Source organism: Streptomyces liliifuscus, from assembly GCF_016598615.1.
Taxonomy (GTDB): domain Bacteria; phylum Actinomycetota; class Actinomycetes; order Streptomycetales; family Streptomycetaceae; genus Streptomyces; species Streptomyces liliifuscus.
The window spans coordinates 7,168,930-7,185,910 of record NZ_CP066831.1; the positions used below are offsets into that span (position 1 = coordinate 7,168,930).

Annotated in this window: 15 protein-coding genes and 1 tRNA gene; 13 read left to right on the forward strand and 3 right to left on the reverse strand. The window is 70.9% G+C overall.

Annotation, left to right across the window (positions count from 1 at the left end; translation table 11 throughout):
* Positions 1-273 precede the first annotated feature (273 nt).
* Complete coding sequence (locus tag JEQ17_RS30880) at positions 274-2,358, reverse strand: hypothetical protein (protein ID WP_200398197.1); 2,085 nt, start codon at positions 2,356-2,358, stop codon at positions 274-276.
* Between the two features lie 381 nt (positions 2,359-2,739).
* On the opposite strand from JEQ17_RS30880, the gene proB reads away from it, so the two are divergent.
* The 5 genes from proB (at position 2,740) to JEQ17_RS30905 (ending at position 7,752) form a co-directional block, all read left to right on the forward strand.
* Positions 2,740-3,846, forward strand: a complete 1,107-nt coding sequence (gene proB, locus JEQ17_RS30885) for a glutamate 5-kinase (protein WP_200401816.1) — start codon at positions 2,740-2,742, stop codon at positions 3,844-3,846.
* A 139-nt stretch (positions 3,847-3,985) separates the two neighbouring features.
* Positions 3,986-4,444, forward strand: coding sequence for a hypothetical protein (locus JEQ17_RS30890; protein ID WP_055610583.1), 459 nt, complete (start codon positions 3,986-3,988; stop codon positions 4,442-4,444).
* A gap of 74 nt (positions 4,445-4,518) precedes the next feature.
* Positions 4,519-5,805 (forward strand): glutamate-5-semialdehyde dehydrogenase, encoded by a 1,287-nt coding sequence (locus tag JEQ17_RS30895; protein WP_200398198.1) that lies wholly within the window; start codon positions 4,519-4,521, stop codon positions 5,803-5,805.
* Positions 5,806-6,016: 211 nt separating this feature from the next.
* Positions 6,017-6,607: an SCO2584 family spore wall biosynthesis protein gene (locus tag JEQ17_RS30900; RefSeq protein WP_456115139.1), complete on the forward strand. Its 591-nt coding sequence runs from the start codon at positions 6,017-6,019 to the stop codon at positions 6,605-6,607.
* 77 nt (positions 6,608-6,684) lie between these two features.
* Positions 6,685-7,752, forward strand: coding sequence for an SCO2583 family membrane protein (locus tag JEQ17_RS30905; RefSeq protein ID WP_200398200.1), 1,068 nt, complete (start codon positions 6,685-6,687; stop codon positions 7,750-7,752).
* 511 nt (positions 7,753-8,263) lie between these two features.
* Here JEQ17_RS30905 and JEQ17_RS30910 read toward each other — a convergent pair.
* Complete coding sequence (locus JEQ17_RS30910) at positions 8,264-9,385, reverse strand: M48 family metallopeptidase (protein ID WP_200398201.1); 1,122 nt, start codon at positions 9,383-9,385, stop codon at positions 8,264-8,266.
* Positions 9,386-9,486: 101 nt separating this feature from the next.
* Between JEQ17_RS30910 and JEQ17_RS30915 the strand changes: the two genes are divergently transcribed.
* From JEQ17_RS30915 to JEQ17_RS30945, 7 genes are all read left to right on the forward strand, one after another.
* Entirely contained in the window at positions 9,487-9,642 is a 156-nt protein-coding gene (locus tag JEQ17_RS30915) for a hypothetical protein (RefSeq protein ID WP_186000991.1), read from the forward strand.
* A 232-nt stretch (positions 9,643-9,874) separates the two neighbouring features.
* Positions 9,875-10,039, forward strand: coding sequence for a hypothetical protein (locus JEQ17_RS30920; RefSeq protein ID WP_198655517.1), 165 nt, complete (start codon positions 9,875-9,877; stop codon positions 10,037-10,039).
* Between the two features lie 47 nt (positions 10,040-10,086).
* On the forward strand, positions 10,087-10,761 hold the full coding sequence (gene nadD, locus JEQ17_RS30925; protein WP_200398202.1) for a nicotinate-nucleotide adenylyltransferase: 675 nt from the start codon (positions 10,087-10,089) through the stop codon (positions 10,759-10,761).
* Positions 10,762-10,777: 16 nt separating this feature from the next.
* A complete protein-coding gene (locus JEQ17_RS30930) occupies positions 10,778-12,604 on the forward strand; it encodes an LCP family protein (RefSeq protein WP_200398203.1) in 1,827 nt (608 codons plus the stop codon).
* 377 nt (positions 12,605-12,981) lie between these two features.
* On the forward strand, positions 12,982-13,428 hold the full coding sequence (rsfS, locus tag JEQ17_RS30935) for a ribosome silencing factor (protein WP_143632088.1): 447 nt from the start codon (positions 12,982-12,984) through the stop codon (positions 13,426-13,428).
* A gap of 38 nt (positions 13,429-13,466) precedes the next feature.
* Positions 13,467-14,126 carry a histidine phosphatase family protein gene (locus tag JEQ17_RS30940; RefSeq protein ID WP_200401817.1) on the forward strand — a complete coding sequence of 220 codons (660 nt, stop codon included), beginning with the start codon at positions 13,467-13,469 and terminating at the stop codon, positions 14,124-14,126.
* A gap of 216 nt (positions 14,127-14,342) precedes the next feature.
* Positions 14,343-14,415 (forward strand) — tRNA-Ala (locus JEQ17_RS30945).
* Positions 14,416-14,419: 4 nt separating this feature from the next.
* Here the strand turns inward: JEQ17_RS30945 and JEQ17_RS30950 are convergent.
* The gene (locus JEQ17_RS30950) at positions 14,420-15,340 is read right to left on the reverse strand and encodes a helix-turn-helix transcriptional regulator (RefSeq protein WP_200398204.1); all 921 of its coding nucleotides are present in this window, start codon (positions 15,338-15,340) and stop codon (positions 14,420-14,422) included.
* 94 nt (positions 15,341-15,434) lie between these two features.
* Between JEQ17_RS30950 and JEQ17_RS30955 the strand changes: the two genes are divergently transcribed.
* A complete protein-coding gene (locus tag JEQ17_RS30955; RefSeq protein WP_200398205.1) occupies positions 15,435-16,916 on the forward strand; it encodes an MFS transporter in 1,482 nt (493 codons plus the stop codon).
* Positions 16,917-16,981: the final 65 nt, after the last annotated feature.

The window sequence follows — 16,981 nt, forward strand, 5'->3', positions numbered from 1 at the left end:
ACCGGGGGCTCCGCCCCCAGGCCCCCACCGGCTTGTTCGCACACTGCGGGTGCGGTGGGGGCCGTTCGCGCAGTTCCCCGCGCCCCTAAAAGCGACAGGTGACCGTCGGCGGGAAGCGGCAGGTGACCGCCGGCCCCAGCCATCTTCAGGGGCGCGGGGAACTGCGCGACCAGCCCCCACCGCACCCGCAGCCGAAAACGAAACGCGCACCAAAACAGGAAGAGGGCCCGGAGACACTCCGGGCCCTCTTCCACGTGCTCCCCGCGGCAGCGGCTACGCGTTGACGGAGTCGTCCGCCTCGTTCGGGTCCTGCGCGGCCTCCTCGGCCGCGTCCTCCTTCGCGGAGCGCGGGGAGGGGATCTCCGCGGCGAGGCGGGACTCCATACGCACGCGCCGCTCGTCGGCCAGGGTGCAGAGGTCGTCGATCGCCGCGTCGAAGCGGGCCAGCGACGGCGGGTCGGACGGGCCGAGCAGGTGCTCCTTGAGCTCGGCACGGGCGGCCGTGAACCGGTCCTTCTCCGGGTGGCGGACCGACTCCAGGAGCGCCGGCACACCTCCCGCCTTGGGCGTCAGGATGGCGCCCGCGGACACCGTCGGGAACCCCGCGCGGAACGCCGCCTCGGACATCCCCGAGGTGTTGGCGACCGCGTACGGCTTCTCGCTCGACAGCCAGTCGGAGACGACCGACGAGACATCGCTGATCAGCAGGTCCGCCTGGTTGAAGCAGGCGAAGATGGCCGGCCGCGCGTCCGTGATGATCTCGTGCTCCCACTCCGGGAAGGACGCCCAGTAGGCCTTCTCCCAGGCCAGCGTGGCCTCGACGATGGCCGCCTCGCGGTCGCCCCGCGGCGCGCCCTGGAGCAGCATCCGCTCCATCTCGTCCGCACTCTCACGGAAGTCGGTGGACGTGAGCTTGTCCAACTCGGCCGTGCGGCGCGTCAGTTCGGCGGCGGCACCGGCGTCCGGACGGGCGCCGGACCTCTTGGTGTTGGCCTCGCGGATCATCGCCATGATGCGCTGGTTCGCGGCGCCCGCGCGCGGGTCGACGGAACCGGTCATCGGGTGCGGCTTGTAGAGGAGCCGTACGCCCTCGTCGGCGAGCAGCCGCTTCACGATGTTCTCGCCGGCCAGCACCACCGAGGTGTTGCCGGGGTTGCCGTCCCAGCCCTCCCACGTGGGGGCGTACAGCACGGTCGTGTACGTGCCCGTCGGCGCCCCGGAGTAGGGGCGGATCGGCGCCAGCTGCGGGCGGCCGACCTCCACGATGTCCTTGTCCTCGACGCCGACCTCGGCCAGCGCGTACCGCTCGCGCGCCGCGGGACCGGCCACCCACACCTCGTCGTACGCCTTCGCGTACGGGTTGCAGGAGGACAGCTTGTCGGACTCGCCGTGGTTGATGAAGGCGTGCTTGATCGTGGGGATGCGCAGGACCTGTGAGGTCTTCGCGGCGTTGGCCGGGTGCAGCATCATCTTCAGCGTCGAGTTCTCCAGCGAGAACATCGTCGAGACCTTGGGGAAGCAGATGACCGGGACGTCCGTGGCGTCGATCTTCTGCACCATGAAGCGCTCACGCAGCACGATCAGCGGCTTGGCGTCGACCGAGGAGAGCGTGGAGAGCCACATGTTCGCCTGGTACGCGGAGGTCGTGCCGCCCGAGAAGTACATGGCGACGGTCGGCCGGTAGTCGGCCAGCCACTTGTCCAGCCACTCCATGACCTTCTGCTCGCTCTTGGCGCGCTTCTTGGGCAGCAGCCAGGTGGCGAGGTAGGCGGTGCCGCCGCCGATCAGGACGAGCGCGATGCCGACGCCGATGGCGCCCCAGTACGCGTCCGTGGTGGCCGCGGTGACCATCAGGCCGGCCGTGGTCGGGATCGAGAAGGTGAGCAGGCGGTGACCCGGGCGTCGGGCCAGGACGCGCGGCGGCGCGGCGCTCAGGCGCAGCGCGGACGCGTCGATGTTGCGGGTGACGATCGGCAGCGTACGGGTGCGGCGGACCACGACCGCGGCGGCCTGGCAGGCGAAGTGCAGGGCGTAGAAGAGGCACAGCGCGATCAGCAGCGGAGCCTGCTCGCGCGTCGGGTTGATGCCCTCGATCCGCAGGAGCCCCACCAGGATCAGCATGTCGCGCAGCAACTGCCGGACCGTGACGTCGAAGCGGACCTTGCCCAGGAGCGAGAGCAGACCGGGGTCCCGGTACTGCAGGAACACGTCGAGGGCGAGCCCGGCGGCGCTCGCGGCGATGAACACCGGGACGTTCGGCAGCAGAGCGGAGACGATCTGCGCCGTGAAGAGCGCGAACATCGAGAGCAGCGCCGACAGCTGCACGATGCGGCGGGGGGCGAGTCCGGCGGAGGGCACGGAATGGGCTCCTGCGAGGGATGCGACGGATGGGGGGAAACATGGGGGTCGGCCTCGTCATGCCTCGCGAATCCCCGCGATTTCTCGCGGATCCTCGTGCCAGTGGGAAGCCGATCCCTGACCGTATGACTTCGGCGGGCCCGCTAGCAATCTTGCGTGAGATCATTCACCGTATTTCGGGCTAAAAAGACTGGAACCTGTGAGCTGGTTCTCTCGTCTTCCTCACTCGGGCCTCCGCGGCCCGCATGCCGTCCGCCACTCGAAACGCGGCGGCGCCGGCCACCCTCGGTCACGTAGATTGCACAGACCGGGCTGGTCGGAACATTGGGGTACAGCGTGTCAGCGGCAAGGCAGGCGGCAGTGCAGGCGGCGAGGCCGGGAGTGGCGGAGGCCCGCAGGATCGTCGTCAAGGTGGGTTCCTCGTCCCTGACCACCGCGTCCGGAGGCCTCGACGCCGACCGCGTGGACGCCCTCGTGGACGTCCTGGCCAAGGGGCGCAGCGGCGGTGAGAAGGAGATCGTCCTCGTCTCGTCCGGCGCCATCGCCGCGGGCCTCGCCCCGCTGGGCCTGCGCCGCCGTCCCAGGGACCTGGCCCGTCAGCAGGCCGCCGCCAGCGTCGGCCAGGGCCTCCTGGTCGCCCGCTACACCGCCTCCTGCGCCCGCTACGGCGTCCGTGTCGGCCAGGTGCTGCTCACCTCCGACGACATGAGCCGCCGAGCCCACCACCGCAACGCCTCGCGCACCCTCGACAAGCTCCTCGCGATGGGCGCCCTGCCCGTCGTCAACGAGAACGACACCGTCGCCACGGACGAGATCCGCTTCGGCGACAACGACCGGCTCGCCGCCCTCGTCGCCCACCTCGTCCGCGCCGACCTGCTGGTCCTCCTCTCCGACGTGGACGGGGTGTACGACGGCGACCCCAGCAAGCCCGGCACGTCACGGATAGCGGAAGTGCGCACCCCGGCCGACCTCGCGCACGTGGACATCGGCAGCGCGGGCAAGGCGGGCGTCGGCACCGGCGGAATGGTCACCAAGGTCGAGGCGGCCCGCATCGCGGCCGCGGCCGGTATCCCCGTGGTGCTGACGAGCGCGGTGCACGCCGCGGACGCCCTCGCGGGCCGGGACACCGGCACGTACTTCCACTCCACGGGCCGCCGCTCGGCCGACCGTCTGCTGTGGCTCCAGCACGCGTCAACCCCGCAGGGTGCCCTCACCCTCGACGACGGGGCCGTGCGCGCGGTCGTCGAGCGGCGTACGTCCCTGCTGCCGGCCGGTATCGCGGGCGTCGAGGGCGACTTCGCCGCGGGCGATCCCGTCGAACTGCGCGACAGCGCGGGACGGGCCGTCGCCCGGGGGCTGGTGAACTTCGACGCCAAGGAGATCCCGCAGCTGATCGGCCGCTCCACGCACGAGCTGGCCCGCGAGCTGGGTCCGGCGTACGAACGCGAAGTCGTACACAGGGACGATCTGGTGCTGCTCCACCCGTAAACGGCCGAAAGGAAGGCCCCCGCCGGTGGACGTTCCGTAAAACCGTCACACGGAGGCTTCCCACCTGCTCAACTTTGTTTCAGGGAGACCCCCTCAGTCCGAGCGGACCCATTGCGTAAAGGAGGCCGTCGTGAGACGAGTGCGCCCTGGGGCGGCGGCGTCCCGCGGTGGTGTCGGCTCCCGGGTGGCCGGCGAGGAGCGGGCTCTGACCAGCGTCGCGGCCGGCGACACCTACGAGGTCGAGGAGCCGCAGGACCTGCCGAGGCTCTGGCACGTCACGCTGAGCGTCTCGGGGGCCGAAGCCCCGCTGAAGGAGGTCAGGCGCGGTCTTGAACAGCTCGCCCACGACCACCCCTTTCTGCTGACCAGCCGCTATGCCAACGACCACGCGGAGATCCGCTACTGGGAAGAGGCCCGCGACCTGCACGACGCCGCCGCCGTCGCGCTGCGCCTGTGGGGCGAGCACCGCCAGACCGCGAAACTGCCGCCCTGGGAGATCGTCGGCCTGGAGGTCATCGACCGCGAGACCTACCACCAGCGCATCGCCGAGGGATACGGACCGCTGCCGGCGACACCTGTGGGCGTACACCCTTTCTAGGGGCATTTCAGGACCTGTCTCGCGGTGTGGGACAACGGCTGAACAGCTCTCGCGGGCGCACTACCCTGCGGGATATGACCACGCTCTCGCCGTACGACTCGATGTCCCCGGTCACCCAGGCCGCCTACCGTGCCAAGGGCGCCGCCGCCGACCTCGCCCCGCTCCCGCGGGCCGAGAAGGACGACGCGTTGCTCGCGATCGCGGACGCGCTCGAGGTCCGTACGAGCGAGATCGTCGAGGCCAACGCCAAGGACATCGAGCGCGCCCGTGAGGCAGGCACCAGCGAGTCGATCATCGACCGGCTGACGCTCACCCCCGAGCGGATCCGCGCGATCGCCTCCGACGTGCGTGACGTGGTGGCACTGCCCGACCCGGTCGGCGAGGTCGTCCGTGGCTCGACCCTGCCCAACGGCATCGACCTGCGCCAGGTCCGCGTCCCGCTCGGCGTGGTCGGCATCATCTACGAGGCCCGCCCGAACGTGACCGTCGACGCGGCCGCCCTCTGTCTGAAGTCCGGCAACGCGGTGCTCCTGCGCGGCTCGTCCTCCGCCTACGAGTCCAACACCGCCCTCGTACGGGTCCTGCGCGACGCGGTGGGCGGCTCGGGCCTGCCCGCCGACGCCGTCCAGCTCGTGCCGGGCGAGGGCCGCGAGTCCGTGCGGGAGCTGATGCGCGCCCGCGGTCTCGTCGACGTGCTCATCCCGCGCGGCGGCGCCTCCCTGATCCAGACGGTCGTCCAGGAGTCCATCGTCCCGGTCATCGAGACCGGCACCGGCAACTGCCACGTCTACGTCGACGCGCGGGCCGACCTCGACATGGCGATCGACATCCTGATCAACTCCAAGGCGCAGCGGCCCAGCGTCTGCAACGCCGCCGAGACGCTCCTCGTCCACCAGGACATCGCGCCCGAGTTCCTGCCGCGCGCCCTCGACGCCCTCGCCGAGGCCGGGGTCACCGTGCACGGGGACGAGCGCGTTCTCGGCTACGCCAAGGACTCCAAGGCCACCGTCGTCGAGGCGACGACCGAGGACTGGGAGACCGAGTACCTGTCGTACGACATCGCGGCGGCCGTCGTCGACTCGCTGGAGCGCGCCGTCGAGCACATCCGGCTGTGGACCTCCGGCCACACCGAGGCGATCGTCACCACCTCGCAGCAGGCCGCCCGCCGGTTCACCCAGCTGGTCGACTCCACGACGGTCGCCGTGAACGCGTCCACGCGCTTCACCGACGGCGGCCAGTTCGGCTTCGGCGCCGAGATCGGGATCTCCACGCAGAAGCTGCACGCGCGGGGGCCGATGGGGCTGCCGGAGCTGACGAGCACGAAGTACATCGTCACCGGCGACGGGCACATCCGCCGCTGAGGGGGCCGTGGAGGGCTCCCGGAGGACTCGCGAAGGACTCCGCGAAGGGCTCGCGAAGGGGCTCTCGGGGACGTGGCGAGGGGCGCTCGGAGAACTCGCCGAGAAAACCCCGCACGGAGTGTTTGGGGGCCTCGCCCGGAAAGCGTCTCGTCAGGCGGATGAATTTCCATACCGTCTGCCCAAATTGACCACCCCGGTCTACTCTGGATCCGTGCCGGAGGACGTGGGGGGCACGCCGTTCCCTGACGGCTGGGAGCCCGACGACGACCGCGACCGCGGGGGTGCGGACGAAGAGTTCGCCTCCGTGGTCTTCGACGAGGCCTTTGTGCGGGCGGCCACGGTTCACGAACCGACCGCCGTCGAGCGCCTCCTTGCCGCCGCCCAGGCGAGAGCCGAGGCCTCCGAGGCCGAAGCGCGCCGGACACACCCCCGAGGGGTACGCGGCGACGACGAGTTCCACGACGACGGATTCGGACCCGACGGCCGTGGTGATTTCGGCCACGACCCGGAACTGGACGACCTCGACGACCGTGACGTCCTGCACGGCGGCTACGGCAACCCGGGGACGTACGGGAAACAGGCCCGCTGGCACCGTCCCGTCGCCTGGATGCTCGCCCTCGTGATGGGGATCGGCATGGTCGCGCTCGCTTTCACGGCCGTCTACCGGGGAGCTTCCTCGGGCAGCCGGGACCAGGTCCCGCCGCCCGCCTCCACAGGCCTCGAACAGGGAAGCGGAGTGGGTCCCTCGGCCTCGGCCGACTATTCCCAGCCAGCCGTCTCGGCGGTGCCGCGCACGCCGTAGGGCTTCCGTGAGGTCCTGTCAGAACTTGTCGTGTACCAGGGCGTTTACCTGAGGTCCCTGAGACCTACTCTGAATGTATGGGCGGACCTGGAGACCCACCTGAGGGGACCCCCGAGGGTGCTCCTGGTGGTGGCGAGGAAGAGTATCGATCCGTCGTCTTCGACGAGTCGTTCGTCCGGGCTGCCCGCCTCCAGGAGTTCTCCGCGCAGGAGCGGATCGGCGACCACACCCCGGCCGTCCGCCGCCGCCCGCCGATGCGCAGGGGCCTGTCCCGGCAGGCGCTGATCCTCGTCCTGCTGATCGCCGTGGCCTTCGGCACCGCGATCTACATGGGCGTACGCCATCCGTACCAGACGCCCGCCGCCAAGCATCCCGAGCCGCTGCGGATGACCGTGATACCGCTCGCGCCGCAGAGCGCCGTGCCCGGCTCCACGGACATCGATTCGCTGTACGCGCACAGCCCGGCCGACCAGTTCCGCATCGGAGCCGAGGGCATCACGCTGCCCGCCTCCCGGCGCACCGCCCACTTCTCCGACAGCCAGGTCGTCACCGCCCTGACCACGGCGAAGGACTACCTCGTCGAGTCGTCGCTCGACCCGGACGTCCTCACCGGCGGCGCCACCCGGTCCGTGCGGATACGGCTCGACCCGCAGCAGCTCGACCAGTTCGACCAGAGCTTCGAGCGGCCGACCGCGGACGGACGGCACGCGCCCACCGGCTGGCTGGTCCGTTTCGACCCCAACCAGGCGGAGCTGGCCGACAGCAAGATCCGGGTGCAGGGCACGCTGTCGGCCGCCGAGACCGACTCCGACACCCTTGAGGTCAGCGCCGACCACACCTTCGTCTACGCCCTGCGGCCGACCGGCTCGGACGAGAAGGCCAAGGCCTCGCTGTTCACCGTGCGGCGCGAGCTGCACTTCCGGTTCGACCGCGACGACCTGCGCATGCACCAGACCGAGCTGGTCGTCTCGTACGTCCAGGCCGGGCCGCTGGCCTGCGCCGAGGACGCGACGAACCATCTGCGCCCGCTGCTCGCGGGCGAGACGGCCAGGGCGGGCGGCCCGGCCGGCACCGACCCGTACGCGACGGGCAGCGCCACGTCACTGTGCGGATCACTGGCGGCGAGCGCCCAGCCGAAGCTGTAGATCGGCCTCCTCAGCCCTCTCGGCCCCTCGGCCTTCTGGACCTTCTGGTTGTTTGGGCCGCCGCGTGTGCGGGCTGGCCCCTGGGCCGCCGCGTGCCGACTGGCTGTCTGGGCCGCCGCGTCCGGGCTGGCTGCTTGGGCCGCCGCTTGCCGCTTGTCCGGACTGGCCGCCTGGGCCGCCGTGCCCTGAGCCGTGGTTCGGGGGCTGAGCTGTGGCTCCGGCCCCGGCTTCCGGCTCCAGCCTGACGGTGGCTCCGGCCCGGCTCCTGGCTCCGGCTCAGCTGTGGCTCCGGACCCGACTGGCTCCCCGGGCTGCCGTGCCCCGAGCCGTGCTTCAGGCACTGAGCTGTGGCGCCGGACCCGCCTTCTGGCTTCGGGACCCGGCTTCCGGGTTCGGACCGGCTGTGGCTCAGGGGGCTTCCGAGGGCCGGGATTGCGGCACGCTCCGGGTCGGGCCGGCCCCCGCCTTCGAGGGGCGGCCCGAGCCCGGGCTGAGGGCGGCGCTTCCGCGCTCAGGCCCTGCCGTTGCTTCCGTTGGGGCTTTCGTCGTCCGGGCCGTCGGTGGGCGGCTGGTCCTGCGGGGAGCTGCTGCTTGCGCCTCCGCCGCCGGTCGCGAAGCCGCCGAAGCCGCGCCGGACCCGGCCGCCGAGGTCGCCCGCGCCGCCCGCGATGTCGCTGACCAGCTTCATCAGCGGGTCCTTCGAGTTCTTGACGTCCGTGGCGTAGCTGGCGGCCGACTGACGGAAGGAGTCCGTGACCGAGGTGTCCCCGTCCTCGTCCCGGCGCGGGTAGTGGCCGTCCATGATCCGCTGGTAGTCGCGGGACTCGGCCCACTTCTTCAGCTCGGCCGCGCGGACCGTGGTGAAGGGGTGGGAGCGGGGCATGACGTTGAGGATCTTGAGCACGGAGTCGCGGAGGTCGCCCCCGGCCTCGTACTCCTCGGCCTGGGCGAGGAACGCGTCCACGTTCATCTCGTGGAGGTGGTTGCCGCCCGCGATCTTCATCAGGCCGCGCATCGAGGCCTTCAGGTCCTGGCCGACCAGGAGACCGGCGCGGTCCGCGGACAGCTCGGACTTGCGGAACCACTCGCGCAGGGCGGTCACGATCGCCATGATCGCGAGGTTGCCCAGCGGTATCCACGCCACTCGCAGGGCGAGGCTGGTCAGGAAGAGCAGGATCGTGCGGTAGACGGAGTGGCCGGACAGCGCGTGGCCCACCTCGTGGCCGATGACCGCCCTCATCTCCTCCTCGTCGAGCAGCTCGACGAGGCCGGTGGTGACGACGATGATCGGCTCGTCCAGACCGATGCACATGGCGTTCGGCTGCGGGTCCTGGTTGACGTACATCGGCGGGACCTTCTCCAGGTCCAGGATGTAACAGGCGTCGCGCAGCATGACGTTCAGGTGAGTGAACTGGGCGTCCGAGACGCGCACGGAGTCCGACAGGAACAGCAGCCTCAGACTGCGCTCCGGGAGCAGGCCGCTGAGCGCCTTGAAAACGGTGTCGAAGCCGCTGAGCTTGCGCAGGGCGACCAGGGCCGAGCGGTCCGCCGGGTGTTCGTACGCCCGGGAGGAGATCCCCTCGAAGCGCCGGCGCTGCCTGCTCGGTACGTTCTCGTGGCTTTCTTCTGGCATGTGGTCCCCCATGCGTTTGATTGCCTTCTGTGCCCCCAAGGCGGGGTCCAGCCTAGGCGGATATACCGTGGACGGGCAGTACAGCGAAGGAGTAGTACGTCATGGAGCATCTCCCCGAGCCCTGGCTCACCGAGGCCGCGAGCGCCGCCCAGCAGCAAGGGGCGGGGAATCTCCTCCGTGTCGTGCTGATCGTGATGGTCGTCGGCTGTGTGCTGACTGCCTGGTTCCTTCTGCGCGGCTACAAACGGGACGAGTGAGGCCGGGCGGAAGGTTCCCGACCCCTTAGACCCGCGGAGGGTTCCGGACGGTTGAGACGGCCGGCAGGATCTCTCGGCGGACGCCGGGAGGCACGCTCCGCCGAGGCCGATGGTTCGGGGTGCCGGAGGCCGGGCAGTCCTGACGGCGGAGTCGGAGTGATACCGGCGACAGCCCCCGCTTACGATGTGCGGAAGTCTTTATCCCGCCCACACCGAATAGGTCCTGCCGAAGATGAGCTTCCACAGCACCGCTGCCCAGTTGGTCACACTTGCCGCCGAGGGCGAGGAGCACGGCGGCAACCACGAGAGCCTCAGCCCCTACCTGACCGGCGGCGGGGCCTTCTTCATCCTGATGCTGCTGCTGTGGATCACCACCCGCTTCAACCGGGACCGCTGACGCCCGCGCGACCGGACCCGTCGTCGGGGCCGGTAGGGTCTGCACGCATGGGAGAGCAGGACATGCCTACCGGTCCGGCGGGCGGCACGGCGCGGAGCGCACGGCGCGGCCCGGGAAACGGCCCGTCGAACCCGGGAAAGCGCCGCCTCGGCGTCATGGGCGGAACGTTCGACCCGATCCACCACGGGCACCTCGTGGCGGCCAGTGAGGTCGCCGCGCAGTTCCACCTCGACGAAGTGGTGTTCGTGCCGACCGGACAGCCATGGCAGAAGACCGACCGCAAGGTCTCCCCGGCTGAGGACCGCTATCTGATGACGGTCATCGCGACCGCCGAGAACCCGCAGTTCTCCGTGAGCCGCATCGACATCGACCGCGGCGGCCCGACCTACACCACGGACACCCTGCGCGATCTCCGGGTGCTCAACCCCGACACGGATCTCTTCTTCATCACCGGCGCCGACGCACTTGGTCAGATCCTCACCTGGCGCGACGCCGAAGAACTGTTCTCCCTCGCGCACTTCATCGGGGTCACCCGGCCCGGCCACATACTGACCGACACCGGTCTGCCGGAGGGCGGTGTATCGCTCGTCGAGGTCCCCGCGCTCGCCATCTCGTCCACAGACTGCCGTGTGAGGGTCGCGAAGGGCGACCCGGTCTGGTACCTGGTGCCGGACGGTGTGGTGCGCTACATCGACAAGCGAGAGCTGTACCGCGGCGAGTGAGCCGAGAGGGGCACCGGTGAACGACCGATACGACGCTGGGTACGGGGGCGACCAGTACGAGCTCGTCGGCTACGACGAGTTCGGGCAGCCTGTGTACCGGCAGGTGCCGTCACCTTCCCAGACTCCGCACACTCCGGGGGCCCCGCAGGCCCAGCAGGAGTACGGCTCGTACGACCCCTACGGGGGGCAGGCGCAGGGGTACGGGCAAGGACACCAGGGACAGCAGGCGTACCAGGGGCAGCAGGGGCACCAGGACCACGTGGGCCACCAGGATCACCAGGGGCAGGGATACGGGCAGGGGTACGGGTACGACCCGTACGCGATGGGCCAGCAGGGGCAGCAGGCGTCGCCCGTGGTGTCGTATGACACGGGTCAGCAGCAACCTGTGGCGCCCTATGACACCGGTCAGCAGCAGGCCCACGTCGCGGAGCAGACCGCCTACATCCCGCAGCAGGCGCGCCCCGCCCAGTCCCCGGAGCAGTCGGGGCGGCCGGAGTCTCCGGAGTCCCCGGAGGGCGGGCGGCAGGGCGAAGGGCCGCAGGGTGAACGCGAGTACCGGACCGAGCAGTTCGCCTTCGTGGAGGAGCAGCCGGAGAACTCCGAAGACGTCATCGACTGGCTGAAGTTCACCGAGAACCGCACCGAGCGGCGCGAGGAGGCCAAGCGCCGGGCGCGCGGCCGTGTCGTCGCCCTGGTCGTGGCGCTCGCGCTGGTCGCGGTCGGCGGCGTCGGCTACCTCTGGTACGACGGCAGGCTGCCGGGAACGTCCTCCGAGTCGGCGTCCGGGACGACCACCGCCGGCGGCGCCCAGAACCGTGACGTGATCATCGTCCATCTGCACAACACCAAGGGCGGCGGTACGGCGACGGCGCTGCTCGTCGACAACACCACCACCAAGCAGGGCGCCACCGTCCTGCTGCCCAACTCCCTTGCCCTGACGGACGACAACGGCACCACGACCACGCTCGCCAAGTCGGTCGACGACGACGGGTCCTCCGGGACGCGCGACGAGATCGACACCGTGCTCGGGACCGACGTCGAGGGCACCTGGCGTCTCGACACCCCGTACCTCAACAACCTCGTCGAACTCGTCGGCAACATCGATGTCGACACCAACGCGGACGTGCCGGACCCGGACGCGAAGAAGAAGGGCGAGGCGCCTCTCGTCAAGAAGGGCGAGGAGCAGACGCTGAGCGGCAAGATGGCCGTCGCGTACGCCACGTACCGCGCCTCGGGGGAGTCGCAGAACGCTCAGCTGGAGCGGTTCGGCCAGGTCATGCAGGCAGTGCTGCGCAAGCTGTCGTCGGACCCGCAGGCCGCGACGACCACCGTGCAGACGCTCGCGCAGATCCTCGACCCCTCGCTGAGCGACAAGGACCTGGGCGCGTTCCTGGCCAAGCTCGCCGACCGGGCCAAGGGCGGCGACTACAAGACGGCGCTGCTGCCGGTCCAGACGGACGGCAGGCTCAGCGCGCAGGCCAGCGACAGCGTGGTCAAGGACGTGCTCGGCGGCGCCGCGAAGAGTCCCGAGAAGGGTGCGGCCGTCCAGGTCGGCATCCGCAACTCGACGGGTGACAAGGACGCCACCGAACAGGCCCGGGTGGTCCTGCTGAACGGCGGCTACACCTTCGTCGACGGCGGCGAGACCGATGTCGCCGAGGCCGTGTCCCAGATCACATACACCGACGCCGCGAAGAAGGACGACGCGGTGGAGGTCGCCAAGACGCTGGGCCTGCCGACCAGTTCGGTGAAGAAGGGCAAGACCACGTCGAACGCGGATGTGTCGGTCGTACTGGGCCAGGACTACAAGGTGGGTGGCTCGGCGGGTTCGTCGGGCGGGTGACGGGCGCGTGACCGGCGGTGCCTTCGGGGTGCCCGGGCCGCGTGGCGGTCGGGCACTCGCCGCCGGCCGCCGGTACGGACACCGGGTCCAGGCGCCGGGGCCAGGCCCTCGTAGAGCCCCTCGTCCAGGCGCTGGGCGTGTCCGGGTGCGGGTCCGGAGGCCCCGGGGCGCCCGCGGCATGATCGGTTAATCACGTGGGGTGCTGTCGGCGGTCCGTGAGACCCTTGGGGTAGGGCCTGCCCGGCGGAGCAGGCCGGAGGCGTGCGAAGGCGTCCGGCAAGCGTGGATGCGCGTGCCGGACCCCGCTTCTCCGGCATGATCCGCCGCACAGGCCCCAACCCCTCGGGGACACCTGACCGTCTACGGAAAGCCTTGTAGTGACCGCCACTGACCGCTCTATCGAGCTCATCACCACCGCCGCGCAGGCGGCCGCAGACAAGCTCGCGCACGACATCATCGCGTACGACGTCAGCGACGTGCTGTCGATCACGGACGCCTTCCTGCTGGCCTCCGCGCCCAACGACCGCCAGGTCAAGTCGATCGTCGACGAGATCGAGGAGCGGCTGAACAAGGAGCTCGGCACGAAGCCGGTGCGCCGCGAGGGCGACCGCGACGCCCGCTGGATCCTGCTCGACTACGTGGACATCGTGGTGCACGTCCAGCACAGCGAGGAGCGGGTGTTCTACGCGCTGGAGCGGCTCTGGAAGGACTGCCCCGAGCTCGATCTGCCCGCGGACGCGAAGGCCACGCGCGGCAAGGGCGCCGAGCACGCCGAGCTCCAGGACGCGGAGGACGCCGCCGAACTGCGCGGAGAGCTTCGGTGACCGCCGGGGCGGGGCATCCGGTGCCGGACGGCAGGCCGCTGTCCGAGGCCGGGAAGAAGGCGGGCCGGGGGCGCCGCGTCATCCTGTGGCGCCACGGCCAGACGTTGTGGAACGTGGAGCGCCGCTTCCAGGGCACGACGGACGTCGAGCTCACCGAGACCGGCGTGGGCCAGGCCCGCCGCGCCGCCCGGCTGCTCGCGTCCCTGAAGCCCGACGCGATCGTCGCCTCGGACCTGAAGCGGGCCGCGAACACGGCCGCCGAGCTGTCCGTGCTCACCGACCTCGACATCACCCACGACGAGGGCCTGCGCGAGACCTACGCGGGCGTCTGGCAGGGCCTGACGCACGAGGAGATCATCGAGCGGTACGGCGACCAGTACACGGCGTGGAAGCGCGGCGAGCCGGTGCGCCGGGGCGGCGGCGAACTGGAGACCGAGGTCGCCGACCGCGCGGCCCCGGTGGTCCTCCGGCACGCCGACAAGCTCCCGGACGACGGCACGCTCGTGGTCGTCAGCCACGGCGGCACGATCCGCACCACCATCGGCCGCCTCCTCGGCCTGGAGTCCCAGCACTGGGAGAGCCTCGGCGGCCTCTCCAACTGCTGCTGGTCCGTCCTCGGCGAGGGCGCCCGCGGCTGGCGACTGCTGGAGCACAACGCGGGGACGCTCCCCGAGCCGGTGCTGGGAGACGACGACTAGGCGCTCCGCCGGCAGCCTTTCGGGCTTCCGGCCGGGCCGCTCCTTCGAGGCGCCCGTGGCGTCCGTCGCGAGCCGTCGCGGGGCACTTCCGGGGCACGTCGCCGGGTGTTCCGTCCGGCCCCCGATGCCCCGCGGGACCGGATTTCACTTTCCGGCTGGTCGCAGGCTAAAGTTCTTCTTGTTCCGCCGCCGGGAAGCCGGGTCGGACACCCGCAAGGGGCTGTAGCTCAGTTGGTAGAGCGCCTGCATGGCATGCAGGAGGTCAGGAGTTCAATTCTCCTTAGCTCCACAGATCAGCTCAGCAGATCGATGATCCCGTTCCCATCAGGGGGCGGGATTTTTCGTGCCCTCGGCTGCCGTCGGATTTCCCTCAGCCGCGCGGCCCGCGCACTCGTCTCCTCGTCGGCCGGCCGGTAGACCACGACCCGGCACTCCGGCATCCCGTCGACCGACAACGACACCGACGTCATCCGCAACTCGCCCACCGCCACGTGCCGGAACGTCTTCACGCGCGGTCCCGGCGGCGTCACGTCCCCGTTCCGCCACAGCCGGGCGAAGTGCCCGCTGACCTCCGACAGCCTGCGTATGAAGTCCTCCCACACGGGCTCGCCGACATGTCTTCCGTACGCAGCCCGCAGCGTCGCCACCATGACCGGCAGCTCGCTCTCCCGGAACACCAGCGGACAGTCCTCCTCCGAGGCCGTGAACAGCGTCCACAGCGCGTTGCGGACACCACCGCCGGCCGGGCGTGTCTCCGGCACGAAGAACACGTCCCGGTAAGCCGGGTTGGTCGCGAGGATGTCGTACCGCGCGTTGTAGACCACCGCCGGGCTCGGGTCGAGGGCGTCGACGATCTCCTGGACCTCCGGCCCCAGGGACAGCGTCGTCGACTCGAAGCCGTGGGTGTACGGCACCTCCGCCAGGTCGTACAGATGCTCGCGCTCCGGCTGGTCGAGCCGCAGCGTGCGCGCCACGGCGTCCAGCACCTGGGGCGACGCGTTGATCGGCCGGCCCTGCTCCAGCCACGTGTACCAGGTGACGCCGACCCCCGACAGCTGCGCCACCTCCTCGCGCCGCAGCCCGGGCGTGCGGCGGCGCAGCCCCGGCGGCATCCCCACATCGGCCGGTGTCACCCGCGCCCGCCTGCTCCGCAGGAAGGCGGCCAGCTCCGGCCGACGCCGCTGTGTCGTGGCCATCGTCGTCACATCCCCCATCGTCGACCCCGGACCCCGCCCCTGCCAGGTGCTGTCAGTACCAGCATCGGCGGGCTCTCCACACCCGTACCCGCCCGCCGCCACGCTCGATGCCATGACGACGACAACCCCAGCGGGCCCGGACTCCGCACCCGGATCCGGCCCCGGACCAAGGCCTGCCCCAAGTAAAACTCCCGGCACTGACAATCGCCCCGCCCGACTGCTCGCGATCGTCCTCGCCGCCCAGTTCATGGCGCTCCTCGACGTCTTCATCGTCAATGTCGCGGTCCCCACCATCGGCGCCGAACTCCACGCCTCCGGCGCCGAATTGCAGCTGGTGGTCGCCGGATACGCCATCACGTACTCCGTCCTGCTGATCACCGGCGCCCGCCTGGGCGACCTGCTCGGCCACCGCCGCGTCTATCTGACCGGCCTCGCGCTGTTCACGACGGCCTCGCTCGCCTGCGGACTCGCCCAGGGCACGGGCGAGTTGATCGCCTTCCGGCTGATCCAGGGAGCCGGCTCGGCCGTGATGATCCCGCAGGTCCTCAGCCTCATCCAGCGGAACTTCACCGGTGAGGCCAGGGGCAGGGCCCTCGGCCTGTACGCGGCGGTCCTCGCGACCGGCGCCGCGGCCGGGCAGGTGGCCGGCGGAGTCCTGGTCAGCGCTGACCTGTTCGGCACGGGCTGGCGCCCTGTCTTCCTGGTGAACGTGCCCGTGGGCCTCGTACTGCTGGTGCTCGGGGCGCGCGTCCTGCCGCGCGACGACACACGCGCCCCGGAGCGCGCGCACCGGCTCGATCTGCCGGGCCTGGTGCTCCTGGGCGCGGCCGTGTCGTCGCTCACGGTGCCGCTGGTGCTCGGGCAGGAGGAGGACTGGCCCCTGTGGTCCTGGCTGTCGCTCGCGGCCGCCGCGGTCGCCTTCGCCCTGTTCTGCGCGTACGAGTCCCGGCTCGCCCGGCGCGGCGGCACCCCGCTGATCGCGCCCAGGGTGCTGCGCCACCCCGGCATGGGGCTCGCGGTCTTCCGGATCATGGCCGTGATGGCGGTCAACGGAGGCTTCCTGTTCGTGCTCACCCTGCACATCCAGGGCGGCCTCGGCTTCAGCGCGCTGCGCGCGGGACTCACCTTCGCGCCGACCGCGGTGGTCTTCGGGCTGGTCGGGCTGACCTGGCGTGGATGGCCCGCATCCTGGCAACGCGCCCTGATCCCGGCCGGGTTCGCCCTCGCCGCGGTCTCCGTCGCGGGCGTGGGACTGGCACTGCGGGACGGCCACGGAGCCGGCTTCTGGCTGTACGTGGCGTTCGCCGGCGTCGGCACAGGGCTCGCGCTGGGCTTCAGTCCCACGCTCACGCGGGCCCTCGCCACCGTGCGCCCCGAGGACGCGGCGGACGCCAGCGGCCTCCTCGCCACGGTCACCCAGCTCGGTCAGCTGATCGGAGTCGCGGTGTTCGGCACACTCTTCTTGAATCGGCTTGAGTCACTTGGGGCCTCGGGGGCGTATACCTCTTCGGACGCGCTTCTCGTCTGCATGTTCGCGCTGGCCGCGACCGCCGCGACGGGTGCCGTGTCCGGACTGGTACGAAGGCGTCGCTGACCGTATTGGCCCGGCCGTGGCAGAATCAAACGGCCGGAAGGGGCGGCCCGACGGGAGGGAGTGGC

Excerpts from the sequence above, each read along its gene's own strand:
- JEQ17_RS30895 (WP_200398198.1), top strand. The coding sequence starts at position 4,519 with ATGACCACGCTCTCGCCGTACGACTCGATGTCCCCGGTCACCCAGGCC.
- JEQ17_RS30905 (WP_200398200.1), top strand. The coding sequence starts at position 6,685 with ATGGGCGGACCTGGAGACCCACCTGAGGGGACCCCCGAGGGTGCTCCT.
- JEQ17_RS30910 (WP_200398201.1), bottom strand. The coding sequence starts at position 9,385 with ATGCCAGAAGAAAGCCACGAGAACGTACCGAGCAGGCAGCGCCGGCGC.
- JEQ17_RS30915 (WP_186000991.1), top strand. The coding sequence starts at position 9,487 with ATGGAGCATCTCCCCGAGCCCTGGCTCACCGAGGCCGCGAGCGCCGCC.
- JEQ17_RS30920 (WP_198655517.1), top strand. The coding sequence starts at position 9,875 with ATGAGCTTCCACAGCACCGCTGCCCAGTTGGTCACACTTGCCGCCGAG.
- nadD (WP_200398202.1), top strand. The coding sequence starts at position 10,087 with ATGGGAGAGCAGGACATGCCTACCGGTCCGGCGGGCGGCACGGCGCGG.
- JEQ17_RS30950 (WP_200398204.1), bottom strand. The coding sequence starts at position 15,340 with ATGGGGGATGTGACGACGATGGCCACGACACAGCGGCGTCGGCCGGAG.
- JEQ17_RS30955 (WP_200398205.1), top strand. The coding sequence starts at position 15,435 with ATGACGACGACAACCCCAGCGGGCCCGGACTCCGCACCCGGATCCGGC.